This is a genomic window from Olleya sp. 1-3 (assembly GCF_002836085.1).
GTDB classification, from domain to species: domain Bacteria; phylum Bacteroidota; class Bacteroidia; order Flavobacteriales; family Flavobacteriaceae; genus Olleya; species Olleya namhaensis.
The window spans coordinates 83,735-109,388 of record NZ_PJBW01000006.1 but is presented as its reverse complement, the minus strand read 5'-3'; the positions used below and the strand labels follow the sequence as shown (position 1 = coordinate 109,388).

20 protein-coding genes are annotated in these 25,654 nt (G+C 33.4%); 4 read left to right on the top strand and 16 right to left on the bottom strand.

Annotated features, from left to right (window positions below; all coding sequences use genetic code 11):
* Positions 1 to 206 precede the first annotated feature (206 nt).
* The 4 genes from CXF54_RS08250 to CXF54_RS08235 form a co-directional block, all read right to left on the bottom strand.
* Positions 207 to 1,010: an anti-sigma factor domain-containing protein gene (locus CXF54_RS08250; protein WP_101203185.1), complete on the bottom strand. Its 804-nt coding sequence runs from the start codon at positions 1,008 to 1,010 to the stop codon at positions 207 to 209.
* 1 nt (position 1,011) lies between these two features.
* Positions 1,012 to 1,539: an RNA polymerase sigma factor gene (locus CXF54_RS08245; protein WP_090839730.1), complete on the bottom strand. Its 528-nt coding sequence runs from the start codon at positions 1,537 to 1,539 to the stop codon at positions 1,012 to 1,014.
* Positions 1,540 to 1,628: 89 nt separating this feature from the next.
* Positions 1,629 to 2,186, bottom strand: coding sequence for a superoxide dismutase family protein (locus CXF54_RS08240; RefSeq protein WP_101203184.1), 558 nt, complete (start codon positions 2,184 to 2,186; stop codon positions 1,629 to 1,631).
* 68 nt (positions 2,187 to 2,254) lie between these two features.
* Positions 2,255 to 5,464, bottom strand: a complete 3,210-nt coding sequence (locus CXF54_RS08235) for a VPS10 domain-containing protein (RefSeq protein ID WP_101203183.1) — start codon at positions 5,462 to 5,464, stop codon at positions 2,255 to 2,257.
* Between the two features lie 96 nt (positions 5,465 to 5,560).
* Between CXF54_RS08235 and CXF54_RS08230 the strand changes: the two genes are divergently transcribed.
* Both CXF54_RS08230 and CXF54_RS08225 read left to right on the top strand, forming a co-directional pair.
* The gene (locus tag CXF54_RS08230; RefSeq protein WP_090839723.1) at positions 5,561 to 6,688 is read left to right on the top strand and encodes a vWA domain-containing protein; all 1,128 of its coding nucleotides are present in this window, start codon (positions 5,561 to 5,563) and stop codon (positions 6,686 to 6,688) included.
* A gap of 156 nt (positions 6,689 to 6,844) precedes the next feature.
* The gene (locus tag CXF54_RS08225) at positions 6,845 to 8,311 is read left to right on the top strand and encodes a sigma 54-interacting transcriptional regulator (RefSeq protein WP_101203182.1); all 1,467 of its coding nucleotides are present in this window, start codon (positions 6,845 to 6,847) and stop codon (positions 8,309 to 8,311) included.
* Between the two features lie 71 nt (positions 8,312 to 8,382).
* Here the strand turns inward: CXF54_RS08225 and CXF54_RS08220 are convergent, their stop codons facing one another.
* From CXF54_RS08220 to CXF54_RS08195, 6 genes are all read right to left on the bottom strand, one after another.
* Entirely contained in the window at positions 8,383 to 8,946 is a 564-nt protein-coding gene (locus CXF54_RS08220; protein ID WP_101203181.1) for a PepSY-associated TM helix domain-containing protein, read from the bottom strand.
* A 96-nt stretch (positions 8,947 to 9,042) separates the two neighbouring features.
* Entirely contained in the window at positions 9,043 to 10,254 is a 1,212-nt protein-coding gene (locus CXF54_RS08215; RefSeq protein WP_101203180.1) for a bifunctional alpha/beta hydrolase/OsmC family protein, read from the bottom strand.
* A gap of 56 nt (positions 10,255 to 10,310) precedes the next feature.
* Positions 10,311 to 10,883 carry a YdeI/OmpD-associated family protein gene (locus CXF54_RS08210; protein WP_101203179.1) on the bottom strand — a complete coding sequence of 191 codons (573 nt, stop codon included), beginning with the start codon at positions 10,881 to 10,883 and terminating at the stop codon, positions 10,311 to 10,313.
* 2 nt (positions 10,884 to 10,885) lie between these two features.
* On the bottom strand, positions 10,886 to 12,535 hold the full coding sequence (locus tag CXF54_RS08205; RefSeq protein WP_101203178.1) for a M1 family metallopeptidase: 1,650 nt from the start codon (positions 12,533 to 12,535) through the stop codon (positions 10,886 to 10,888).
* An 8-nt stretch (positions 12,536 to 12,543) separates the two neighbouring features.
* Positions 12,544 to 13,878, bottom strand: a complete 1,335-nt coding sequence (locus tag CXF54_RS08200; protein WP_101203177.1) for a M28 family peptidase — start codon at positions 13,876 to 13,878, stop codon at positions 12,544 to 12,546.
* Positions 13,879 to 13,880: 2 nt separating this feature from the next.
* Entirely contained in the window at positions 13,881 to 14,627 is a 747-nt protein-coding gene (locus CXF54_RS08195; RefSeq protein WP_101203176.1) for a CBM9 family sugar-binding protein, read from the bottom strand.
* 156 nt (positions 14,628 to 14,783) lie between these two features.
* Here CXF54_RS08195 and CXF54_RS08190 point away from each other — a divergent pair, with 156 nt between their 5' ends.
* Positions 14,784 to 15,170 (top strand): BlaI/MecI/CopY family transcriptional regulator, encoded by a 387-nt coding sequence (locus CXF54_RS08190; RefSeq protein ID WP_101203175.1) that lies wholly within the window; start codon positions 14,784 to 14,786, stop codon positions 15,168 to 15,170.
* Positions 15,171 to 15,292: 122 nt separating this feature from the next.
* Positions 15,293 to 16,585 carry a M56/M15 family metallopeptidase gene (locus tag CXF54_RS08185; RefSeq protein WP_198551051.1) on the top strand — a complete coding sequence of 431 codons (1,293 nt, stop codon included), beginning with the start codon at positions 15,293 to 15,295 and terminating at the stop codon, positions 16,583 to 16,585.
* A 62-nt stretch (positions 16,586 to 16,647) separates the two neighbouring features.
* On the opposite strand, the gene CXF54_RS08180 is transcribed toward CXF54_RS08185, so the two are convergent.
* From CXF54_RS08180 to CXF54_RS08155, 6 genes are all read right to left on the bottom strand, one after another.
* Complete coding sequence (locus CXF54_RS08180; RefSeq protein WP_090839709.1) at positions 16,648 to 18,456, bottom strand: acyl-CoA dehydrogenase family protein; 1,809 nt, start codon at positions 18,454 to 18,456, stop codon at positions 16,648 to 16,650.
* 127 nt (positions 18,457 to 18,583) lie between these two features.
* A complete protein-coding gene (locus tag CXF54_RS08175) occupies positions 18,584 to 19,774 on the bottom strand; it encodes an acetyl-CoA C-acyltransferase (protein ID WP_101203173.1) in 1,191 nt (396 codons plus the stop codon).
* Positions 19,775 to 19,779: 5 nt separating this feature from the next.
* Entirely contained in the window at positions 19,780 to 22,188 is a 2,409-nt protein-coding gene (locus CXF54_RS08170; protein ID WP_101203172.1) for a 3-hydroxyacyl-CoA dehydrogenase NAD-binding domain-containing protein, read from the bottom strand.
* A 1-nt stretch (position 22,189) separates the two neighbouring features.
* Positions 22,190 to 22,645, bottom strand: a complete 456-nt coding sequence (locus CXF54_RS08165; protein ID WP_090839702.1) for a MarR family winged helix-turn-helix transcriptional regulator — start codon at positions 22,643 to 22,645, stop codon at positions 22,190 to 22,192.
* Between the two features lie 119 nt (positions 22,646 to 22,764).
* Entirely contained in the window at positions 22,765 to 24,537 is a 1,773-nt protein-coding gene (locus CXF54_RS08160; protein WP_101203171.1) for an AMP-dependent synthetase/ligase, read from the bottom strand.
* A gap of 261 nt (positions 24,538 to 24,798) precedes the next feature.
* Positions 24,799 to 25,605 carry a helix-turn-helix domain-containing protein gene (locus CXF54_RS08155; RefSeq protein ID WP_090839698.1) on the bottom strand — a complete coding sequence of 269 codons (807 nt, stop codon included), beginning with the start codon at positions 25,603 to 25,605 and terminating at the stop codon, positions 24,799 to 24,801.
* Positions 25,606 to 25,654 lie beyond the last annotated feature (49 nt).

The following is a 25,654-nucleotide window of genomic DNA, read 5'->3' as shown; positions in this document are numbered from 1 at the left end:
TGCACAACTAACAAATATAATGTTTGATTCTATGAAAAAGTAAGGTTGGTTTTTGTTAGTTTGTTTTGAAAGTGTTTGATAATTTAAATTATCAAACACTTTCTTGTTTCTAATCCTTTGGTAGTGTTTTTATAAGTTGAATGTACTCCAATAAAAAAGACACCCAATGTGGTGTCTATTTTATTACTATTTAAAATTAGGATTTGTTATAATGACGCTAATACTCCTAATGTGTATAGTTGTTCCATTGTTGGTGTCGGACTTCCGCCAGTAGGCTCTAACGTTATACCAAAGGCTTGAGATTTATTAGCGTTTTTAAGCTTAAAAATCTTGTTGTCATCCTGTATAAAGTCGTTTATTGTACCTAAACTAGTAGGTGTTAACGGGTTTAATGTTAACGACCATACTTGGTACTCTTTACCTTCAGGTGGTTCCGGTAAACCTTTTAAATCTAAATAGACTGTATCATCTTTTTTATCCCAATATACGTTAGCATAAGCTCCTGGAGCTGCTGCTTGACCTTCTAGAGGGATGTTAATAATACTTTTGTCTCTAATTATATTTAGTAAGTTTTTAGTTTCGGCTAAATCTGTTTTAGAAGTTTCCATCTGGATTTCTAAAAAGTCTTTTTCCGTCGTAACCGTTTGTATTTGATTTTCTAAAGTAGATTTCATATTAATAGTCCAAATTAATCCACCTGCTAATACTACAGCAGCTGCCCAACCTGAATAATTTATCCATTTAGTTTTAGATCTATTTAAGCTAATAACTTTACCAGAAGTACTATTATTATTATTTAATCGCCCTTTAATAGTATTAAACGAGATATCTTTTTTAGGGGAGACGCTTGCTGTTAGTTTTACTATGGCTGCCTCAATCTCTAAAACTTCTTTTAATACTTCAGGGTGTTTTAACATTAGGTCATACACTTCTTTACTCTCTGTTTCAGAAAGCTGACCTGCAACGTATAGTTCTAGTATACCTGAGTTTATGTAGTCGTTAATGTTCATATTATAATACGGATTCTCTTAATTCTTTAATGCAATTTCTATTTCTAGTCTTTATCGTACCAATAGGCATATTCAATTCTTCTGAAGCTTCTTTTTGTGTAAAGCCTTTAAAGTATAATAGCTCTATAACTTCGATACATTTTTTTGCTAATTTGTCTACAAATTTCTTTATTCCAATAGCATCAGTACTACTGTCTAAATTATCTTGAGACTCTATTATATCTACGAAAAAATCGGAGTTAAGGTTTTTACTTGCATTTTTAAACGCTTTAGATCTTGTTTTGTCTATCGCCGCATTTCTAGCAATATTAATTAACCAAGTAAAAAAACGTCCTTTTTTAACGTCGTAGCTATCTGATTTGTGCCAAGCTTTTATAAAAACGTCTTGCATAAGTTCTTCAGCAATAGTGTTATCTCTAACAATATTGTAAATAACGCCATGCATGCTATCGCTATACATATTGTATAGTTTCTCGAATGCTTTTTCGTCCTTATTTTTAAATTGTATTACTAAATTGTCTAAATCCATATACGAATTAATGTGACTTCTAAGATATGATTTAATGGCATAAAAAAATCGCTTAAAAGCGATTTTTTTATAATAATATGGTAGGGTAATTATTCTATAATTCCACCACAGCTTACACGTCCACCAGCTGCACCAGTTGGTTGCGTTGTGTAGTCATCTGTGCCTGCATGTACAATAATTGCTCTTCCTACAATGTCTTTGTTTTTGTCTCCACATCCAATACACCACTCATCAGTAGATAGCATAATTGTTGCATGTCCATTAGCATCTGCTTCCATGTTTCCAATATCTCCTTTATGGTAACCTTCAGGGCTTCCCCATTTTCCGTGAGGTGCTCCAGTTGGGTTCCAATGTCCTCCTGTAGATTTTCCGTCATCTGAAGAACAATCTGCTGTTTGATGAATATGGATTGCATGCATACCTGGCTCTAATCCACTTAACATTGCAGTAAATTTAATTTTTCCGCCTTCTTCTGTAAAAACAGCATTTCCAGTTGCAGTACTTCCGCTTTTAGATTCTAATTTTAATTTGATTTTTTTAGCAGTTTCTGCTACTGTTTTTTCGGTTTCAGGTTGTGTTTTGTCCTTTTTACAGCTTATAAATACGCCAAAGGTTAACACTAATAGTAGTAATGATATTTTTTTCATTGTATGATTTTTTTATTTGATTTGTTTAAAGTTAAGCAGATAATTATGCTTTTGCAAATTACAAACAATTAATCTAAAGTAAAGGTTTTAATTTCATCTATTGCTTTAGTCATATTTATCTTAATAATGGACTGGTAATAAGGTTTAAAGGTCTCATCAAAAAAGCTATTTGTTTTATCAAGTGCTGCTTTTAAATCGGTTTTAGCATGTTGTAGCAACGTATGTTCTGTACTTGTTAGTCCAGATTGTCTTGTTGCTGTGTACCAAGAAGCGCCTCCTAATCTGTTATTAACACTTACATCTAAGGTTTTTGTAATTCCTTGTCGCTTATCTTGTTTTCCAACATAGATATCTAAAAGCGTATCTATCTCTTTAATAATGTCTTTAGAGGCTTTTATTTGGTCTTTATACTTGTCTTTATCTAATGCTGTTAATTCTGTTTTATACTTTTCAGCTAAGGTTTTATTTTTAGCTAATTGCTTTGTGGCATCCGCAGCAATTTGTCGCATGTTTTGTATTTCTTTTAAAGCTGCATAAACGTCGTCCGTGTTTTTTGCAGAGACCTCTAATCTAGGGTCTGAAGCTACCGTGATCATCGTTTCAGAAGATTGATCGCCATATTCTAAAACAGCTTTGTATGTTCCGGGTTTTACATCAACACCACCAGATTCTCTTTTTTGTTTTCTAATGGTTCTTGAAGGTCTATCGCCTCCTTTTTCGTCCATGTACCAAGTCCATTTGTGTAGGCCTTTTTCCTCAGGAACTTTACGTTTTAAGGTTCTAATTAATTTGTCTCCGTTGTATAGTTTAAGTGAAATAGAATCCCACTTGATAGCGTTTTTACTGTCTTCTATTTCAGCTTCAGCGTTATCATCATCTGTATCTTTTTTATCTTCTTTTAAAGCTTTTACCGGATTAACTAAATACGTGAATTGTGCACCACGACCTCTGTTTTCTCCATGAAACATGGCGTCTGCACCAAATCGACTTCCTGTAGGCTGCTGGTAAGCAGCTTGATAAGCAGTAGGAGGTGAGAATAGTTGAATTTTATTAGCAATTACCTGCTTGCTTTTTGCAATAGCACGCAATGGTCTAATATCATCCAATACCCAAGCAGCACGTCCAAAAGTACCAATTACTAAATCGTGTTCTCTTGGATGGATTACTAAATCTTTTACAGATACCGTAGGGAAACCTGAAGTCCATTTAGTCCATTTATCTCCAGCATCAACAGATATGTATAACCCATCATCAGTCCCTAAAAACATTAAGTTTGGCTCTACTAAATCTTCAACAATAGATAAGGTGTAACTTTTAACATCATTTTCATCTACGATACGTTCCCAGGTCTTTCCGTAGTTTTTAGTACGGTAAGCATACGGTGTGTAATTAAAACGTCTATAATCATTCGCGATAAGCAATGCTTCTCCTTTATTTTTATTACTTGCTTTTATTTGCGCTACCCAACTTCCTTTTGGCAAACCTCTTAGGTTGTTAGAAACGTCGTCATAACTCTGTCCTCCATTTTTAGTGACATGTACACGACCATCATCTGTACCTACCCAAAACACATCTTTTTCAACAACAGATGGTTCGATAACCAAAATAGTACAATGGTTTTCTGCACCCGTTGCATCCATTGTTAAACCACCACTTTCGTGCTGTTTTTGTTTTTCAGGATCGTTAGTGGTTAAATCTGGAGAAATAACCGTCCAAGTCAATCCTTTATCTGTAGATTTATGTACAAATTGACTACCAAAATAAATGGTGCTATTATCAAATGGATCAATATTTATAGCACTATTCCAGTTAAATCTAAGCATTACATCTTTATCAGGATGTATTGGTTTTACAGTATAATTGTTTCCTGTCTGCCAGTCGTATCTGCTCACAGAGCCTTGCTGACTCATAGACCAACCGTAACGCGAATTGTCTTTATCCGGTACGACATCAAACCCATCTCCAAAACTAATTTCTTGCCAATAGCTATTTCTTATAGCTTGTGCACGCCAAACGTAAGCTGGACCTCTCCAAGATCCATTATCTTGCATCCCTCCATATACATTATATGGATACTCATTATCTACATTGATATGGTAAAACTGTGCAACTGGAATATTACCAACAAAACGCCAGTTTTTTCCACCATCTTTTGTAATGTTTAATCCACCATCATTACCATCAATCATAAAATCACCATTAGTCGGGTGGATCCACCAAGCATGATGGTCAGGGTGTACACCATTGTCTGCGCCATAAGCAGGCATTAATTGCTTGAAGTTTTTACCGCCATCTTCACTAACATTTATATAGGTGTAAACAGAATACACACGGTTTTCGTTTTGTGGGTCTACATATATTTCAGAATAATAAAAAGGTCTATTTCCAATATCACTTTTGTCATTTACTTTTTTCCATTTAAAACCTCCATCTTCACTTTTGTAAAGGGCATTTTTTTTAGCTTCGACTAAAGCATAAATAATATTTGGTTTATTAGCAGCAATTGCAACACCAATACGCCCTAATTCTCCTTTAGGAAAACCTTCTTTTTCTGTTACTTTAGTCCAGTGTTCTCCACCATCATGAGTAATATGTAATCCAGAACCTGATCCCCCAGATTTAAAAAACCAAGGGTCACGTTTGTGCTCCCAAAGTGTTGCAATTAATTTGTTAGGATTGGTAGGATCCATAACTAAGTCTGCAGCTCCTGTTTTATTGTTAGCAAATAATATTTTTTTCCATGATTTACCACCATCTGTTGTTTTAAAAATACCACGTTCTGGATGTTCTCCCCATGGACTACCAATGGCAGCAGCATAAACAATATCAGGATTTGTTGGGTCTATGACTACACGATGGATATGTCTCGTGTTTTCTAAACCCATAGATTGCCACGTTTTTCCTGCGTCTAAAGATTTATATATTCCGTAACCACCATTTAAACTATTTCTAGGATTACCTTCTCCTGTACCAACCCAAATCACACTAGGGTTAGATTGTTGTATAGCAACAGCTCCCACAGATGCGGTAACCTCTTTGTCAAATACTGGGTTCCATTTTATACCACCAGAAGTCGATTTCCATAAACCACCAGATGCGGTACCAACGTACATAATATCTGGGTTGCTATGTACAACGTCTATAGATGTAACGCGTCCAGACATTCCGCCAGGACCAATGTTTCTTGGTGTCATGTTTTTGACTAAATCCATAGAGAATTCTTGCGAAAACCCTGTCAAAGAGAAGAGTAGTAAAAAGATAAAGGATAATTTTTTCATATTGGGTTGATTAGTTTGCCTAAAGTTAATCAACATTATCTTAAATAGATGTTAAGACATTTATTTTGGTGTTAAAATGTCGTATTTTTATACTGCATGAAAAACAAAAATAATAACAGAAAAGGCTTTGTGTTTAAACCATACGAAGCCCCTTCACAATCCCCTTTCGAAAAGCTTTTTGATGTTTTTAAAGAGTTGATTACGCATACCTCCGGAGATTTTGACGAAGCTATAGATTGGCTTCGCGAGTTAGATAAAGAATACAAATTAACGACTCCGGATTATACAATTGACGACTTTGTAGAAGACCTTAAAGCTAAAGGCTACATACGTGAAGAAATTAAACCAGACGGTAAAAAAGGTAACGCTATTACAGCCAAAACTGAGCGCGCTATTAGACAATCTGCGTTAGATCAAATATTTGGTAATATTAAACGCAGCGGATCCGGAAACCACAAAAGTAAAGGTGTTGGAATAGGAGATGAGCATACTGGCGATTTTAGAAACTACCAATTTGGAGACAGTTTAGATAAAGTGTCTATGACGGAGAGTTTGCGAAACGCACAAATTAATCATGGTATTGGCGATTTTAATTTAACCGAGGATGATTTGGTGGTTGAGGAAACCACACATAAATCGCAAATGAGTACGGTGTTAATGATAGATATCAGTCACAGTATGATTTTGTATGGTGAAGATAGAATTACGCCTGCCAAAAAAGTCGCGATGGCTTTAGCCGAATTAATTACAACACGCTACCCAAAAGATACCTTAGATATTTTAGTTTTTGGTAACGATGCTTGGCCAATTAAAATTAAAGATTTACCCTATTTAAATGTTGGACCTTACCATACAAATACCGTAGCCGGTTTAAAATTAGCAATGGATTTATTGCGTCGTAAGCGTAATACTAACAAGCAAATTTTTATGATAACAGATGGTAAACCAAGTTGCTTGCGTTTGCCTGACGGAACCTATTATAAAGATAGTAATGGTTTAAATCCATACATCACTAATAAATGCTATGCCCAAGCGCAGCAAGCTAGAAAATTGCATATTCCAATCACTACATTTATGATTGCTCAAGATCCTTATCTAATGCAATTTGTAGAAGAATTTACGCATGCCAATCAAGGAAAAGCCTTTTATACAGGTTTGAAAGGACTAGGTGAGATGATTTTTGAAGATTACGAAACAAACAGAAAAAAGAGAATTAAAGGATAGTGTTTTAGTTAAGAATTAAGAGTGAAAAGTGAAAAATTTCTCACTCCAATTAATAAAAAAAATAAAAGAATAAAGAGGATAGAAAAAAGAGAGTAGAGAAGACGTAATGTTAAGTCTATTTTCTTTTGTCTATTATCTCTTTTCTAAAAATTAGATATGGAAATAAAAAATATAAAAACTTTAGGCGAATTAAAAAAAGCTGGATATAAAAGTAAGTCTATTAAAGACGAATTAAGAGATAATTTAATTGAAAGAATAAAAAGTAAAACAACTGTTTTTGAAGGTGTGCATGGTTACGAAAATACTGTGATTCCTGAGTTAGAACGTGCTATTTTATCACGACATAATATTAACTTTTTAGGATTACGTGGTCAAGCTAAAACCCGCTTAGCGCGTTTAATGCTAAATTTATTGGATGAGTATATTCCTGTGGTTGAAGGGTCTGAAATTAATGACGATCCATTACAGCCAATCTCACGTTTTGCAACAGAATTGATTGCAGAAAAAGGAGATAAAACACCAATTACTTGGATGCATAGAAGCGAGCGTTTTGCAGAGAAATTAGCAACTCCAGATGTTACTGTTGCAGATATTATTGGTGATGTAGATCCAATAAAAGCAGCAAACTTAAAGTTGAGTTATGCAGATGACAGAGTAATACATTATGGGATGATTCCGCGTGCAAACCGTTGTATTTTTGTTATTAATGAATTACCAGATTTACAAGCTAGAATACAAGTGGCTTTATTTAATATTCTACAAGAAGGTGATATACAGATTAGAGGATTTAAATTGCGTTTACCTTTAGATATGCAGTTTATTTTTACTGCAAATCCTGAAGATTATACCAATAGAGGAAGTATTGTAACGCCTTTAAAAGATAGAATTGGATCGCAAATTTTAACGCATTATCCAAAAGATATTGAAACTGCTAAAATTATTACGCAACAAGAAGCTAAATCTGATGGTCGTCAAAAGGATAGTATTCATGTACCAGAATTAGCAAAAGACTTATTAGAACAAATTGTATTTGAAGCTAGAGACAGTGATTTTATTGACGAAAAAAGTGGTGTAAGTGCACGTTTAAGTATTACCGCTTTTGAAAACTTATTAAGTACTGCAGAACTTCGTGCTTTAAAGAATGGAGATGATACTACAACCATTAGATTATCTGACTTTTTAGGAATTATTCCTGCTATTACAGGTAAAGTAGAATTGGTTTATGAAGGAGAACAAGAAGGCGCAGCACAAGTGGCTTATAACTTAATTGGTGAAGCAGTTAAAAGTTTATTTCCTGAGTTTTTTCCTAAAATAGAAAAACTTCAAAAGCAAGAAGACGAAAGCCCTTATGACGATATCGTATCATGGTTTTTTAATAATTCAGAAGGGTTTGAATTGTTAGATGGTTTGCGTGATAAAGAATACAAAGCACTATTAGATGCTGTATCTCCTTTAGATGATTTATTAGGAAAACACCAAGCCAAACTAACAAAACAAGAAAGTTATTTTGTTAAAGAATTTGTACTTTGGGCTTTAGTAGAATATAAGCAATTAAGTAAATATAGATTTACGGAAGGGATTCAGTTTAAAGACCCTTATGGTAGTTTTATAAGTGGATTATAAAATAATAACACTAGAATAAATAAAAAAAAGCAATCTCAATTTGAGGTTGCTTTTTTTATATTATTAATTGTTTACTGCTCTGATAGGATGCGTTTATTTTTTTTAATCTGTTTCGGTTTTAACCATAATAAAAAACCACTAAAAGAAATAAATAATAAGCCTAGTCCAATAATCGTGGAGTAGATCAATTTTAGAGGCGTCGTTTTGAAGTTTAATAAATAATCGACAATAGAGCCATCATGAATCATTTCAATTAAATCCGCTGTTCTTGTTTTTGCCGAAATTATTTTCCCAGTATAACAATTGATTTGTAATTCCGTAAAATGGTATTCAAATCTAACTTTAGCAATACCTTTTCTAGGTCTGTAATCTATCCTATTTATAGCGGTTGACAGTTTAAGACTATCAATATATTGTATTGCGTTTTGCTCTATTTTAGCTAATGAAATTAAAGGGGTGTTGTTAGATGCTACTTTTACGGTAGAAGGTTTAAAACCAAGTTGGTCCTTCCATGCTAAAAGTAAACCCGTTGCACTCATGATAACTATAAATAGTAATAATGAGATAGCTACAATACGGTGCGTTTTACGATACCAACGTGTCGATTTTGCTAAGTTTTTGTTCTTCTTTTTCACGGGATATAATTAACAACTATTCTAAAGAATTTGATGAACAAGAATTCTTAAAAATTAGTTAATTTTAACTTTCCGTAACATTAAAAACACACGGTACTAAACTATTTTAGTTACGACGTCTATATCGCTATGTAGTGTTTTATGCACTGGACATTTATCAGCAATTTGAAGAATACGCTGTATTTGTTTATCGTCTAAATTTCCTTTTAGTTTAATTTCTCTATTAAAAGTGTCTACTTTGATTTCTTTTTGCTCACCATTTTCAACAACCTGTTTCGCTACTTTAGTATGCGAGGTGTGCACTTCAATGTTTTGCAAATTCCAACCTTTTCGTTTAACATACATCTGAACAGTCATGGCCGTACAAGCAGATAATCCCGCAGAAACAAACTCATATGGTGAAGGACCAAAATCATTTCCACCAAAACTAGTAGGCTCATCAGCCATCATGGTATGGCTTCCCACAGTCATTTGTGTAGTAAAACCATCTTCTGTATCTAGACTTGCAACTGCTTGGTGTGTTGTGGAAACCGTATCTGTTTTAGGGATAGAAATATAGCGTTTTGCCCAACTAGCTATTACACTTCCAACATAAATAGAATCTTCTTTTCGCATTAATAAATGATCGGCACCATCAAGAGATACAAAACTTTTTGGATGTCTAGCAGCAACGTAAATTTCTTCTGCATTTTCAATTCCAACCGTATTGTCTTGTGGCGAGTGCATTACTAACAAAGCTTTACGTAAGTTTTTAGCAACGTTTGGCAACGACTTTGTTTCTATGTCGTCTAAAAATTGTTTTTTGATTGTAAACGGACGCCCGCCAATACTTACATTTGCTTTTCCTGTAGCTTTTATTTCGTCAACACTACTTTTAATTAAATTCTCGACATGTTTTGGGTTTGAAGGTGCTCCAATTGTTGCAACAGCTTTAACGGAATCTATTGTAGAAGCTGCAAAAACAACAGCAGCACCACCTAAAGAATGCCCAATTAAAAGGGTAGGAGCAGTATAGTTTTCTTTTAAATAATTAGAGGCACTAATTAAATCATCCACATTTCCTGAAAAATTGGTGTTTTCAAAATCACCTTCACTTTCGCCTAATCCAGTAAAATCAAAACGTAATACACCAAATCCATTAGAGGTTAATTCGCGAGTAATATTTTTTACTGCAGATAAGTTTTTATTACAAGTAAAACAATGTGCGAATATGGCAAAATTATGAGGATGTTGATTTATTGGAAGTTCTAAACGACCAACTAATTGTTGCCCTTCTGCATTAGTGAAATTTATTTTTTGAATATTCATTGTGTTGCGATTTTATATTAAGTCGAAAAAAAGGGAAAGCCTTTCAAATAATTATATTACCAAGTATTTCTAGATTTAATATTCGCTTCACAAAATTTAATAATTTCTACAATTCTCTTTTGTTTTGTAGCTTCTCGTTTTGCTTGATTTAGCCAATACAAATAATGTTTTTTGTAAGATGGGGCAAAGTTGTTATAGTTTTCAAAAGCTTTAGGATTATCTTCAAATGCCAATTGTAATGCTTCTGGAATGATACCTTTCTCAACTTCATCTAAAGCAGTCCAACTTCCGTTTTTCTTACCTGTTTTAATTATTTCTAAGCCTTTTGGATGCATTAAATCTTCGGCAAGTAAGGTTTTTATATGTCTTTTGTTAAGTGCACTCCAGACACTTTTAGGATTACGTTTACAAAAGTATTGTCTCCTTTTTCCATCTCCTAAACTCTTGACAGTACTATCTATCCAACCATAGCACAAGGCTACTTTTACAGCTTCTTCCCAACGCATACTTTCGTTTTTGTGGTTTACTTTGTAAAAGATGAGGTAGATACCGTCATCACTGTCGTGATTGATGTGTAACCAGTCTCGCCATGCTGTGTCTGATTTAAAATAGTATTCTTCTAAATTCATTTTTAAAATTCTTTTACCGTAATATAAAAGTCTCTATCCACGACTACTTTAGAATTTTTAGATTTTAATTTTAAAGTTTGATTTTTTGAAGTTGGCAAAATCCATTGGGACTGACCATTAATTTCAATTTGAATAGGCATTACAAAGCCATCAACGGTATTAGTCCATTTGTAGTTAAGTTTTTTACCTTCAACTTTATATTCTAAAACAGGAATTTTAATACTCCTTAAATATTGATTAAAAAAACCTTTTAAATCTAAACCAGATGCTTCTGCTAAATAATCTTCAATTTGCTGTGTTGTTACCGTTTGATGATAAAATTTACTATTTAACGTGCGTAGTATCTGTCTCCATTTTTCGTCGTCATTAACTAATTGACGTAAGGTGTGTAACATATTTTCACCTTTGTAATACATATCTCCAGAGCCTTCGTTGTTCACATTATATTGCCCTATTAATGGTCTATCGTTTCTTACGTTTTTTCTTTTACCAATGACATATTCAGCAGCAGCTTCTTTTCCGTAATAGTAATCTAAAAATAGGTTTTCAGAATAAGATGTAAAACTCTCATGAATCCACATATCTGCAATATCTATATTGGTAATATTATTGGCAAACCACTCGTGTCCAGATTCATGGATGATTATAAAATCAAATTTTAAACCCCAACCAGTTCCGGATAAATCATCACCTAGATAGCCATTCATATATTTATTTCCGTAGGTTACAGAGCTTTGATGCTCCATTCCTAAATAAGGCACTTCGACTAACTTAAAACTATCTTCGTAAAAAGGATACGGTCCAAACCAATGCTCAAAAGCTTTCATCATTTTTGGGGCATCTTTAAAATGCTCTTTTGCTTTTTCAAGGTTTTCTTTTAAGACGAAGTAATTCATATCTAAATCACCTTTTTCACCTTTATAAACTTCAGAGAAATTAGCATAGTTACCAATATTTATATTGACTCCATAATTATTAATTGGGTTGGCAACGTGCCAATTGGTAGTTATAGTTTCATCTTTATTATCAATAACACTTTTAAGTCTTCCATTAGAAACATTCATTAAACCTTTTGGTACAGTGACACTAATATCCATACTATCAACTTCATCATACATGTGGTCTTTGTTTGGCCACCAAACGCTAGCTCCAAGACCTTGACAGGATGAGGCAATAAAATCATTGCCATTATTGTCTTTTTTCCAAGAGATTCCGCCATCCCAAGGTGCTCTAATAGCTTCACGTGGTTTACCTTCGTAATACGCAATTACGTTATTTGTTTCGCCTATATTTTGTTGGTCTTTAAGTGTAACAAAATGTGCATTTCCATCGTGTTTAATCTCTAATGCTTTATCATTTTGAGTTACTTTAGTAAGTACTAACGGTTCTTGTAAATCGATTTGTAATACTTGGTTTGGTTTTAAAACGGTATACTGAATAGTGTTTTTACCAGCAATAGTTTTGGTCTCCGGATTAACCTTTATATCTAAATGGTAATAGGTTAAATCCCACCATTCACGCTCTGGCGTGATACTTCCGCGCAGTGTGTCTTGATGCGTAAACTTGTTTTTTTCTTGAAGTAAGCCTTGTGCATTTGCATTGACACAGAGCGTAATAACTAAAATTAAGGTCGAAATTAGTGTTTTATTCATTCTGAAATTTATCTTATTATTTTATTAGGAAATACCACAGGGCTTTCAAAACCGTCTTTTCCAACAGAAGCAATCCCGAAAAAATAGTTGTCAATAACGATGCCATCTAGCATAAATTCTGAGACATCACCAACATAACGACTGTTGTCCCAAGTAGGAGATGTGGTATCTCTCCAGTAAATTTTATAACCGACTGCACCTTCAACTTTATCCCATTTAAATTTAACGGAAGGTTCTACAATACCACCAATAGCAACTGTTTTTGGAGCAGGAGGTGCCCAAGCCAAATTAGCCATATTTATGGCGTTAACAGTAGTCAGTTTTTTTGCGTATTCAAAATTAACGTGCTCAATAACATCGCCATATTTTATGCCATTTTCTTCTCTAATATCTTGGTGTTGCTGTACATAGTTTTCGTGCGCTTCCATAATTCTGATTCCTGCAAAACCTAAGTCGTTAAAAGGTCTATGGTGTCCACCGCGCCCAAAACGATCTAATCTATAAACCATCATCGGATTCATTTCTGGCATGTATGTTTTTACTGTTTTATGAACGTAACGGGCTAATTGACGAGAAATTCCATCGACTTCTCCACCATAAAAACGTCTAAGTGTACGTTCTCTCTCGGTTTCGTTAGCAGGAACAGGTTCTGAAAAAATTCTAAAAGTGCGATTATCAATAACACCATCAACACCTTTAATGTTTCCAATCATGTCATTGTTAAGTATTCCGATAATATCCCAACCTTGCGCTTTAGCATATTTTGCTAAGCCACCACCACCAAAAAGACCTTGCTCTTCTCCAGATAAACCAACATAAACAATACTGTTTTCAAATTTGTATTTAGACAATACTCTTGCAGCCTCAATAGTTCCGGCCATACCAGAAGCATTATCGTTTGCCCCAGGTGCATCTTTTGTAAACTCCATTGTATCACTTCCACGAGAGTCGATATCACCACTCATTATAATATAACGATTTGGATATTTCGTTCCTTTTTGAATAGCCACAACATTAACAATCCAAGCATCGTGTGGTACGCGTTTGTTACCTTCTTTAGTAACAAAGTCTTTTTGATACGAGACGTCTAAGCAATTTTTACAGTCGGAAGAAATAGCTTCAAATTCTGATTTTATCCATCGTCGTGCAGCACCAATTCCTCTAGTTTCTGAAATAGTATCACTAAAGGTGTTTCTAGTACCAAAATCGACTAATTTTTGAATGTCTTTTTCAATGCGTTCTGCGGAAACAGCATCAATAATATCATATATCTTTTGGCTAGTTTGTGCGGTTGTTATTAAGGTGAAAGTTAAAAAACTTATTACAAGGTATATCTTTTTCATAGTTATTCTTTTAAAATTAAAGTTCCGAAAACGGAAGCGTCTATCCATCCTCTATTTTTATCTTTTCCTTCAATAGCTTCAGATCCAATAAAGTTTTCTCGAGTTTTACTTTTGTCATTATCACAGTATGCAATAGCAAATCCTATATTTTTATCCGTTTTTAGTGTTACTGGATTATTTTGTTTTCCATCTACAAAACTATCGTCATATATATTTATTTTAAGTTCCCAAATAGACGTGGTTCCAGTAGTGATGCGTTTAGATTGGACATGATTATTGTATAATGTAGGTATGTCACCAGGTGCAATATCCACGACATTGCCATCTAATCCTACGTGATAGGCAAAAGCATTATGATTATATTGATGTTCGCCACCACTATTATCTTCATCTATAAACACCTCGACACAATCGTTATCCCACCATAGTTTTAAGGGCTCTTTGTTTATTGTAGTTAGTAAATCATCATGTATTTCTACTAAAGCATATAAAGCATTGGCGTCCCAGGCTAATTTATATTGACCTTTAAAATCGTCTTCAGAGTAGGTGTCTCCCAACCATTTTTGATCAATTGGATACCATTTTGAAGATTCCCAAATAGCTTCTGTAGCTTTTCCATCTATTGTTGGACTAGTAATAGCTTTGTGTACAACTTTAAGTTGTTTAGCTGGTTTTGGAATAATAGTTTTATCTTCCTTACAGCTTATTAATAGAAGTGTTGTAAACAGTAGAATGATGAGTTGCTTCATTACTTTTAAAATTTCTTCTAAATTAATGAAAAATAAAAAACCACTTCAATTTGTAATGGTTTTTAACTAATAATTTTTAAGATGGATTAGTAGTAAATTTATAAAATTTGTTTTTTAATTTTTTATTACTACATTTGTAGTAGTAAAACTATACTTGTGGATATAAAACAGTTAAATAAATCAGAACTTCAAATAATGAAGTGTTTATGGATTCTTGATAAAGGGTTTATGAAAGATATTGTGGAGAAATTTCCAGAACCAAAACCAGCATATACTACTATTTCTACATTATTAAAACGAATGGTTGATAAGGAGTATATAGGATTTGAGAGATTAGGACGAGACAAAGCTTATTTTCCTATTATTAAAAAGAACGACTATTTTACAAAGCAAGTAAATGGGATGATTCAGCATTTTTTCAATGATTCTAAAGCACAATTTGCATCATTTTTTACAAAAAATGCTGATTTATCAATTCAGGAAATTGAAGAGCTTCAAGAGTTGTTAAAACAGAAGATGGACCAAAAGAAGGACAAATGTTAAGTTATTTTATCTATTCAATTATTAGTTTAGGCTGCTCTTACATGGTCTATATTCTATTGTTAAGGCAACAAAAAACGTTTCAGTTTAACCGCTTCTTTCTAATAGGTTCTATTTTTTTATGTTTGGTAGCTCCATTTTTAGAAATTAAATTTCTTAATTCTATTCCAAGCATAACAGAGATTCCTGTTGATAATTTTAAAAATCCTGTTATAATTGATCAAAATATTGAAGGCTTAGTTTTTACAGAAACAGAAATTGTTAGTTCATCTCAGAATAGTCCTTTGTTTTATATTTATTTGGTAATTACACTATTTTTTATTTTTAGATTTTTGAATAATATTTTAAAGGTATATAACCTTACAAGAACTAATTATGAACGCTTAGGTAGTTTGAAGTTAATAAAGAGTAACGATTCTGATTTGGTTTCTAGTTTTTTCAATTATATGTTTATAAATGAAAATCATACATTAACTAACACTGAATATTTAAGTGTGTTAAAGCATGAAACGATACATAGCAAGCAATTACATTCCATTGATATCATACTATCAGAATTGTTTATTTGCACATTTTGGTTTAATCCTTTTATATGGCTATATAAAAAAGCAATATTGCAAAATCACGAGTTCATAGCAGACGAGGTTTCAGTTTTATCAGGAATAGATATCGAAAATTATTCAAATACTATAATTAACTTAGGAAAACAGGACTACCGCATTCCTTTAACTAGCGGATTTAATTTCATTCAAATAAAAAATCGAATTATTATGTTACATCAAACAAAGTCATCTGTATTAAACCAAGCATTAAAAATTAGCGTTGTACTTATACTTTTTGCGGGTATTTTTGTGTTTAGTTCGTATAAAGATTTAAAAGAACCACTTGTTGTTGTCATTGATGCGGGACATGGAGGTAAAGATCCGGGTAATATGACTGATGTGAAAGAAAAGGAAATCATTTTAGAAATCTCTAACTTGTTGGCAACTTATAGTAATGAGAAGATAAAAATAATACAAACTAGATCTGCAGATAAATTTCTTTCACTTCAAGAACGTGCAGATATTGTAAATAACGCAAATGCGGATTTTATGATTAGTTTACATTGCAATTCTCATAAAGACGAACTTGTAAGTGGGGTGGAAGCTTATTATTTGGATAAAAATGAGACTAAAGAAACTTCTCAGAAGTACAGTAATATTTTAATTGAAAATAAGTTGAATGTTTTTTCTAAATCACATGGTATTAAAGTTGCCAATTTGTATCTGCTTAAAAACGTAAAATGCCCAGCAACGTATTTAGAATTAGGGTTTTTATCAAATAAAACGGACAAAGCGATACTGACTAATAAATCTAAAAGAGAAGTTATAGCAAAATCTATTTTTGAAAGTCTAAATAAAATTAGAAGTAGTAAATAAAGAATAAAAAAAAAGCTGTTTCATTACAAAACAGCTTTTTTAGGGTAATTAAAACTTAATTTTTAGAAGCAGTATTTTCCTTCTGCTTTTACTTTTTCAGCAATCTCGATACGTAAATCTACGATATCTGGATAGTTAGCATATTTTGTAAAACGCTTAAGCCCCATTAACATCATACGTTGTTCATCTCCTTCAGCAAAAGAAATAATACTTTCTTTTCCTTTTTCTTCAACGATATCTACAGCATGATATAAATATAATTTAGCCATTGCGATTTGAGCAGATTGCTCTTTTTCGCTAGTACGCTTAACATTTTTCTCTGTTCTTAAAATTGCAGATTCTGCCATGTAGATTTCAATTAAGATATCTGCAGCTGCAATTAATAATTGTTGATGATCTTCTAATTGAGGACCATATTTTTGAACAGCACCACCAGCAACCATTAAGAATGTTTTCTTAAGTTTTGCTATCATGATTTTTTCTTCTGAAAATAACTCAGAGTAATCAGGCGTTTCAAAAGATGGTATACCCATTAATTCTTCTTGTACTTTAGAAGCAGGACCTAATAAGTCTACATGACCTTTCATTGCCTTTTTTACTAACATACCAACAGCTAACATTCTGTTAATTTCGTTAGTTCCTTCATATATACGTGCAATTCTAGCATCTCTCCAAGCTGACTCCATAGGCGTTTCTTCAGAGAATCCCATTCCACCAAAAATTTGTATTCCTTCATCTGCACAATTTTGTACATCTTCAGACACAGCAACTTTTAAGATAGAACATTCAATTGCATATTCTTCAACACCTTTAAGTTCTGCTTCTTGATGTGTATTTCCGGCAGCTTCACGCATTGCGATTCTGTCTTCAATATTTTTAGCAGCTCTATAAGTAGCAGATTCACCAGCATAAGCACTTGCAGCCATTTCAGCTAACTTTACTTTAATTGCTCCAAAATCTGCAATAGGTGTTTTAAATTGCTTACGCTCTTTAGCATAATTTACAGCAGTAGTTAAAATTCTTCTTTGAGAATCTAAACATGCAGCAGCTAATTTAATACGACCAACGTTAAGTGCATTCATAGCAATTTTGAAACCTTCACCACGACCAGCTAACATATTTTCAGCAGGAACAACAGTGTCGTTAAAAAATACTTGACGCGTAGAAGAGGCACGAATACCTAATTTATGTTCTTCTTCACCTAAAGTAATCCCATTTGGAGTGTCTCCATTATATTCTACTATAAATCCAGTAATATTTTTATCACCTTCAATACGAGCAAAAACGATCATCACACTACAGAAACCTGCATTTGAGATCCACATTTTTTGACCGTTAATCTTGTATGATTTTCCATCTGCAGAAAGCTCTGCAGTTGTTTTACCAGAATTTGCATCAGATCCAGCTCCAGGCTCTGTTAAACAGTAAGCTCCAAACCACTCTCCAGATGCTAATTTTGGTACGTATTTTTGTTTTTGCTCCTCTGTACCATATAAAGTAATTGGCATAGTACCAATTCCTGTATGAGCACCAAAAGCAGTACTAAATGATCCAGTTCCAGAAGAAATATAATCACAAGTTAATACTGTAGAAACAAATCCCATTCCCATTCCACCAAAAGCTTCAGGTACTGCGACACTTAAAAAGCCCATGTCTCCAGCTTTACGCATAACTTCTTCAGTTAATGCATAATCTTTAGCTTCAAAACGTGCTTTATGAGGAATGATCTCACGATCATTAAATTCCATTACAGAATCTTTCATCATTGATTGTTCTTCTGAAAAATCTTCAGGAGTAAACACGTCTTCACAATTTGTTTCTTTTACAAGGAATTGACCTCCTCTTAATATATCTTTTTCTTCTGTTGCCATAACTATATTATAATCTTGTTATACTTATTATTGTTTGTCTGTTCAAGCGTAGTCGAGTACTATTTTTTTTACTATCCGATTTAAAAAGTCTCGACTGCGCTCGACCGGACAGAAATCATGTATTGTATTAATTAAGGAATTCGAATATCCCACAAGCGCCTTGACCTGTTCCAACACACATGGTAACTGCACCATATTTGCCTTGCATGTCACGCTTACGCATTTCGTCAAAAAGTTGTACAGATAATTTTGCACCTGTACATCCTAATGGGTGACCCAATGCAATTGCACCACCATTTACGTTAATAATATCCGGGTTAAGACCTAACTCTCTAATTACCGCTAAAGATTGAGAAGCAAAAGCTTCATTTAACTCAATTAAAGATAAATCGTCTTGTTTTAATCCTGCTTGTTTTAGTGCTTTTGGAATAGCTTTTACTGGTCCAATACCCATAATACGAGGCTCAACACCTGCTGCAGCATAGTTTACCATTCTTGCAATTGGCTCTAAACCTAACTCCTTAACCATGTCTTCACTCATAACCATTACAAAAGCAGCACCATCACTCATTTGTGACGAGTTACCAGCTGTAACACTTCCTCCAGCAGCAAATACTGCTCTAAGTTTTGCTAAAGCTTCTTTGCTTGTTCCTGCACGAGGTCCTTCATCTTTAGTTACTGTGTAAGATTTTGTCGCTTTCTTTCCGTTAGCATCAATATAAGTTTGTTCTACTTCAATTGGTACTATTTGATCTTGAAAACGATTTTCAGCTTGCGCTCTTAAGGCTTTCATATGCGAATTGAATGCAAACTCATCTTGGTCTTCACGAGATACTTTAAACTGTTTTGCAACAGCTTCTGCAGTATTTCCCATTCCCCAATAATAATCTTCATGACCAGATTTTACGATATCGTAGTTCAATTCTGGTTTAAAACCAGTCATTGGTACGCTACTCATACTTTCTGCTCCTCCAGCAATAATACAATCTGCCATTCCAGCTTGTATTTTTGCAGTTGCCATACCAATTGTTTCTACTCCAGAAGAGCAAAAACGGTTTACAGTTACACCAGGAACATCCACAATATCTAATCCCATTAAAGAGATTAAACGTGCCATATTTAATCCTTGAGAACCTTCTGGCATTGCGTTACCAACAATTACATCGTCAATACGCTTTGGGTCTAAACCTGGCAATTCCTTCATCATATACTTGATGGTTTCGGCTGCCAATTCATCTGTTCTTTTAAAACGGAACACGCCTTTTGGTGCTTTACCAACTGCGGTTCTATATGCTTTTACTATATATGCTGTTTTCATTTTTCTTAGTTTCTTAAAGGTTTACCTTTTGTTAACATGTGCTGAATACGCTCTAAAGTTTTACGTTCTGTACATAAACTTAAGAAAGCTTCACGCTCTAAATCCAATAAATATTGTTCTGTTACGCGTGTTGGTTCAGATAAATCTCCACCAGCCATTACGTAAGCTAATTTATTAGCGATTTTCATATCGTGTTCAGAAATGTAGTTAGAGTCTTCCATAGAGTCTGTACCTACCATAAACATTCCTAATGCTTGTTTACCTAGAACTAAAACGTCATCTCTTTTTACTGGTTGTGTGTAACCTGAATTAGCCATTAGCATAGCGTGTTGTTTTGCAACTGCTATTTGACGGTCTTTGTTTACAACCACAACATCTTTTCCTTTTTGCAATAAGTTTAAGTCAAAAGCTTCGTAAGCAGAAGTAGATACTTTAGCCATACCAATAGTTAAGAAATGCTCTTGTAAAACGTTTAATTGTACATCGCCTTTATGGAAAAGGTCTTGCGCTCTTAAAGCCATTTCTTTAGAACCACCACCACCAGGAATAACACCAACACCAAACTCTACAAGTCCCATGTAAGTTTCTGCTGCTGCAACTACTTTATCTGCGTGTAATGATAATTCACATCCACCACCTAAAGCCATTCCGTGAGGAGCAGAGATAGTTGGGATAGAAGAATAACGCATACGCATCATAGAATCTTGGAAATATTTGATAGCCATGTTAAGCTCATCATATTCTTGCTCTGCAGCCATCATGAAAATCATTCCGATGTTTGCACCAACAGAGAAGTTTGCAGCTTGGTTACCAACTACTAAACCAGCAAAATCTTTTTCTGCTAAATCAATAGCTTTATTTAATCCAGCTAAAACGTCTCCACCAATAGTGTTCATTTTAGATTGGAATTCTAGGTTAAGGATTCCGTCTCCAATATCTTCGATAACAACACCAGAGTTTTTAAACACTTCGTTTGTTTTTCTAATATTATCAAGGATAATGAAACTGTCTTGACCAGGTATTTTAGTTTGTTTTTTAGACGCAATATCATAAAAGAAAGAAGCTCCTTCTTTTACAGAATAGAAAGATGTGTTACCAGAAGCAACCATATCGTTAACCCAAGCAGCAGGTTCTAAACCTTCCGCTTTCATTAATTCAATTCCTTTTTCTACGCCAATAGCATCCCAAATTTGGAAAGGCCCGTGTTCCCAACCAAAACCAGCTTTCATGGCATCATCAATCTTATAAAGCTCGTCTGAAATTTCAGGAATACGATTAGATACGTAAGCAAATAATGCAGTGAAGCTTTTTCTGTAAAACTCACCTGCTTTATCTTTTCCTTTTACTAATACTTTAAAACGGTCAACTACTTTATCAATCGTTTTCGTTAATTCTAAAGTTGCAAATTTTGCACGTTTAGCAGCACGGTATTCTAGTGTGTTTAAGTCAAGAGATAAAATTTCTTTTTTCCCTTCAGCAGACACCGTTTTTTTATAAAAACCTTGTCCAGTTTTACTTCCTAACCATTTGTTTTCCATCATCGTGTTGATGAAATCTGGTAATTCAAATAACTCTAAACGTTCGTCTTTAGGACAGTTTTCTCTAATCCCGTTTGCCACGTGAACTAAAGTATCTAAACCTACAACATCAACCGTACGGAAGGTTGCCGATTTTGGGCGACCAATAACTGGTCCTGATAATTTATCTACTTCCTCAATAGTTAAATCTAAATCTTTAACGGCGTGAAATAAACTTTGGATACTAAAAATACCAACTCTGTTTCCGATAAAAGCAGGTGTATCTTTAGCAACAACAGATGTTTTTCCTAAGAATTTTTCGCCATATTCATTTAAAAATTCTAAAACAGAAGGATCTGTTTTTGGTCCAGGTATTATTTCAAATAATTTTAAGTAACGTGCAGGGTTAAAGAAGTGCGTTCCGCAGAAATGTTTCTGGAAATCTTCACTACGACCTTCACTCATAAAATTAATAGGGATTCCAGATGTGTTAGACGTAATTAACGTACCTGGAGTTCTGTATTTTTCTAAGTTTTCAAACACCATTTTTTTGATGTCTAGTCTTTCAACTACAACTTCCATAATCCAATCTACATCTGCGACTTTGGCAATATCATCTTCTAGGTTTCCTGTAGTGATACGACTAGCAAAAGCCTGACTGTAAATAGGTGATGGTTTAGATTTTAAAGATGCAGTTAAAGCATCGTTTACTAATCTGTTTCTTACGACTTTGTCTTCTAAAGTAAAACCTTTAGCTTTCTCTTTGTCGTTTAGTTCTCTAGGAACAATGTCTAATAGTAATACATCTACACCAATATTGGCGAAGTGACAAGCGATACCTGATCCCATGATTCCGGAACCAATAATCGCAACTTTTTTAATTCTACGTTTGCTCATATTATTTTAAAATGTGTTCTTTTTGATTGTATATTTTTTTGTTTGAAATCAATTCGTTGATAGTATCAGAAACTTCAAAAAAGTGTTTTAGCTTTTCTTCAGAAATATGATTTTTAATGGCGTCATTAAAAACTAATACACGCTCTTTAGCATCTTGACGTTTTTGTTTTCCAAACTCTGTTAAATAGATTAGTACACCGCGTCCATCATTTGGATTTGGTTTACGCACTATTAAATTTAATTCTTCCATGCGTTTTAAAATACGAGACAAACTAGTTGCTTCCATTCCCATTATAGGACCTAATGAAGTAGAAGGGGTTCCTTCTTCTTGATCAATACTTAACAAAGTAAAACCAGTAGCCATTGTAGTCCCAAATTTAGCAGCCTCCTCATTATACATTTTGTTGACAGCTAACCACGTGGTTCTAAGCATGTAGTCTATGGTTTTGTCCTTCATATTTTAAACATAATTATTTAGTGATATTGTAAAGATAGTAAAAATTTATTATGCACGCATAGTAAATTTAAAATTAGTGCATAAAAAAAGCTATCTAAATTTAGATAGCTTTTGAAAGTTTAACTTCTGTATATTTTATCATAAAGGTCTTGATAGATGCCTTTAATGATATCCCGTTTCATTTTTAATGTTGGTGTTAAATGTCCACCATCAATAGACCAAACATCTGGCGTTAGTTCAAAACGTTTAATACGTTCCCATTTTCCAAAGTGCGAATTGCAGTCGTCTATTTCTTCTTGTATTCTGTCAATTACTATTTGAGAGCTAATAATGGCTTGTGGATTTTTTTCAATATTTAACGATTTTCTTTGGATCCATTCCTCAATAAATTCAAAGTTAGGCTGAATAATAGCAGCTGGCATTTTTTCGCCTTCACCAACAACCATGATTTGCTCTATAAATCTTGATTGTTTTAATTCGTTTTCTAAAAGTGTCGGAATTACATATTTACCACCAGAGGTTTTAAACATTTCTTTTTTACGCCCTGTGATTTTTAAGAATCCGTCAGCATCAATTTCTCCTTTATCTCCTGTATGAAAATAGTCACCAGTCATTACACTAGCTGTTTTTTCTGGATCGTTAAAGTAGCCTAACATGACGTTTCTACCTTTTATAAGTAATTCGCCATCTTCAGCAATCTTAACATCTACACCGTCAATAGGTTTTCCAACCGTACCAACTCTAAACATATTGTTAGCATATTGACCAACAGATACCACTGGAGAGGTTTCCGTCAAACCATAACCTTCCATGACTTGCATTCCAGCAGCACAAAAAATACGTGTTAATCTTGGTTGCAATGCAGCACTACCAGAAACCATAGTTGTTAGTTCTCCTCCAAGTGCATCTCTCCATTTACTAAAAATCAACTTGTTGGCTATTTTTAATTGAAACTCATACCAAGCTCCATTTTCACCATAGGGTTTCCATTGCTCTCCAAGTTTAATGGCCCACATAAATAATCCTTTTTTGATACCTGTTAATTCGGCACCTTTAGCATATATTTTATCGTATACTTTTTCTAGTAGTCTTGGGACTACACTCATTAAATTAGGTTTGATTTCTTGAGCATTTTCTCCAATTTTATCAATGCCTTCTGCATAATAAATAGAGACACCAGCGTGTTGGTATAGGTATATAAGTACACGTTCAAATACGTGACAAATTGGTAAAAAGCTTAGTATTCTTGGGTTTTCGTGTGCTAAAGGCAAGCGTGGTACACTACTTAGTACGTTACTTGTAATATTGTCATGCGATAACATTACACCTTTAGGTTTTCCTGTTGTTCCTGATGTATATATAATAGTAGCTAAGTCATTTGGCTTAACACTATCCATTCTTTTTTGAACTTCTACTTGATTAGCAGTGTCTTTTCCTAATTCAAATAATTCAGAGTAATGTTTACAACCTTCTATATGGTCAAAACTATACACTTCTTTTATTTGGGTCTTAGCTCTAACTTTGTTTACTTTTTCTAATACGCCAGCATCAGAAACAAAACAATAGGTCGATCCACTATGGTTTAAGATATATTCATAATCTTCAGCAGATATGGTAGGATAAATTGGTACGTTTTGAGCTCCTAACTGCAGGATACCAATGTCCATAATATTCCACTCTGTTCTGTTATTTGTAGATATTACAGCAATTTTTTCATCTTTATTGACCCCTAGTTTTAGTAAAGCTCTACTTACAGCATTAGCTTTGTCCAAGTATTCTTGGGTTGATGTTTTTTCCCATACACCATCTTTTTTAGTTACTAAAGCAGCATCTAAATTATGTTTTTCTTGTTGGTAATAAGGGAAATCAAAAAGGCGAGTAATTTCTATCATCTGATATATTGCGAAGTTAATAAGTATTGCAAAGTATGAAAATTAAATTCTAATTCAAACAGTTGCAAAAAAAAGGAGCCGTAATTAAACAGCTCCTAAGCTAACTGATTGATAGCGTGAATACATGCTTTTTGATTTTTATTTAATAACTAACTATGTTTAAATGAATCCCTTAACTTTCATTTAAATTAAATAAAATGCACAAATTCTAAGCTAAATTATGTAAAATCTAACGAAATTAAATGTAAATAATCGTAAAAATTATTCTTTTAAATAATTACTTAAAAATTTATTTTCGGTTTTAAAGTAGTCTGCGGGCTTTAAATTCATAAAAAGCTTGAAGTCTTTAGAAAAGTGAGAAAAATCGTAATAAGCGTAGTAATCTATTAATTGAGAGATGGTTGCTTTGTTAGATTCGTACTGTCTCATTAAGCATAAAAACTTATATAATTTAATGAATTTTAAAGGGGTTAAACCTATTATTTTTTTGAACTGAATTTCTAAGTTTTTTTGAGAAATAGGAAAGATCTTTAATAATTCTTCCACATTAATAATACCTTCTCTTTCATAAATTACTTTGATCACTTCGTCTACTAGTATGGTGTTTTTACTTTCGTAAATATCCAATTTAGCAAGTTGATTTTCAATTTTAGAGGCTAGCGCTTCTCCTTTTAAGTTTTCTTTAAAAATAGGATTAAGTAAACTATATAAAGGACTGTCTACCTTTGAAAGGTCGATATGTTTATCTGTAAATTTAGAGATGTCTGTCTTTAATAATTTATAAAGTGCAGTAGGGTGGAAGCTAATACCAAAATTAAAATAAGGTTTTATAGCTTTTAAGGTGTATGATTTATACGACTGGCCTAAGACTATTAACCCCAAACTTTTATAGGTAATACTTTTAAAATTTGTTTCTATACCTTCCTCTGAGTCCACAAATATAATATGTGACTGTGCGGTTGGTATTATTTTTGAACTTAGCGGTATACTGGTTTCCGCGACGTTAAGCTCATAAAAATTTTGAACTAACTGGTTAGTGTTAGCGCTTTTTATGTATCTAAAATTCATTAATAGCTTTTTGTACTGAATTATTACACCATAAACTTATGAAATTACT

Coding starts and splice junctions, on each gene's coding strand:
- CXF54_RS08250 (WP_101203185.1), bottom strand. CDS start 1,010: ATGAACATTAACGACTACATAAACTCAGGTATACTAGAACTATACGTT.
- CXF54_RS08245 (WP_090839730.1), bottom strand. CDS start 1,539: ATGGATTTAGACAATTTAGTAATACAATTTAAAAATAAGGACGAAAAA.
- CXF54_RS08240 (WP_101203184.1), bottom strand. CDS start 2,186: ATGAAAAAAATATCATTACTACTATTAGTGTTAACCTTTGGCGTATTT.
- CXF54_RS08235 (WP_101203183.1), bottom strand. CDS start 5,464: ATGAAAAAATTATCCTTTATCTTTTTACTACTCTTCTCTTTGACAGGG.
- CXF54_RS08230 (WP_090839723.1), top strand. CDS start 5,561: ATGAAAAACAAAAATAATAACAGAAAAGGCTTTGTGTTTAAACCATAC.
- CXF54_RS08225 (WP_101203182.1), top strand. CDS start 6,845: ATGGAAATAAAAAATATAAAAACTTTAGGCGAATTAAAAAAAGCTGGA.
- CXF54_RS08215 (WP_101203180.1), bottom strand. CDS start 10,254: ATGAATATTCAAAAAATAAATTTCACTAATGCAGAAGGGCAACAATTA.
- CXF54_RS08210 (WP_101203179.1), bottom strand. CDS start 10,883: ATGAATTTAGAAGAATACTATTTTAAATCAGACACAGCATGGCGAGAC.
- CXF54_RS08205 (WP_101203178.1), bottom strand. CDS start 12,535: ATGAATAAAACACTAATTTCGACCTTAATTTTAGTTATTACGCTCTGT.
- CXF54_RS08200 (WP_101203177.1), bottom strand. CDS start 13,878: ATGAAAAAGATATACCTTGTAATAAGTTTTTTAACTTTCACCTTAATA.
- CXF54_RS08195 (WP_101203176.1), bottom strand. CDS start 14,627: ATGAAGCAACTCATCATTCTACTGTTTACAACACTTCTATTAATAAGC.
- CXF54_RS08180 (WP_090839709.1), bottom strand. CDS start 18,456: ATGGCAACAGAAGAAAAAGATATATTAAGAGGAGGTCAATTCCTTGTA.
- CXF54_RS08175 (WP_101203173.1), bottom strand. CDS start 19,774: ATGAAAACAGCATATATAGTAAAAGCATATAGAACCGCAGTTGGTAAA.
- CXF54_RS08170 (WP_101203172.1), bottom strand. CDS start 22,188: ATGAGCAAACGTAGAATTAAAAAAGTTGCGATTATTGGTTCCGGAATC.
- CXF54_RS08165 (WP_090839702.1), bottom strand. CDS start 22,645: ATGAAGGACAAAACCATAGACTACATGCTTAGAACCACGTGGTTAGCT.
- CXF54_RS08160 (WP_101203171.1), bottom strand. CDS start 24,537: ATGATAGAAATTACTCGCCTTTTTGATTTCCCTTATTACCAACAAGAA.
- CXF54_RS08155 (WP_090839698.1), bottom strand. CDS start 25,605: ATGAATTTTAGATACATAAAAAGCGCTAACACTAACCAGTTAGTTCAA.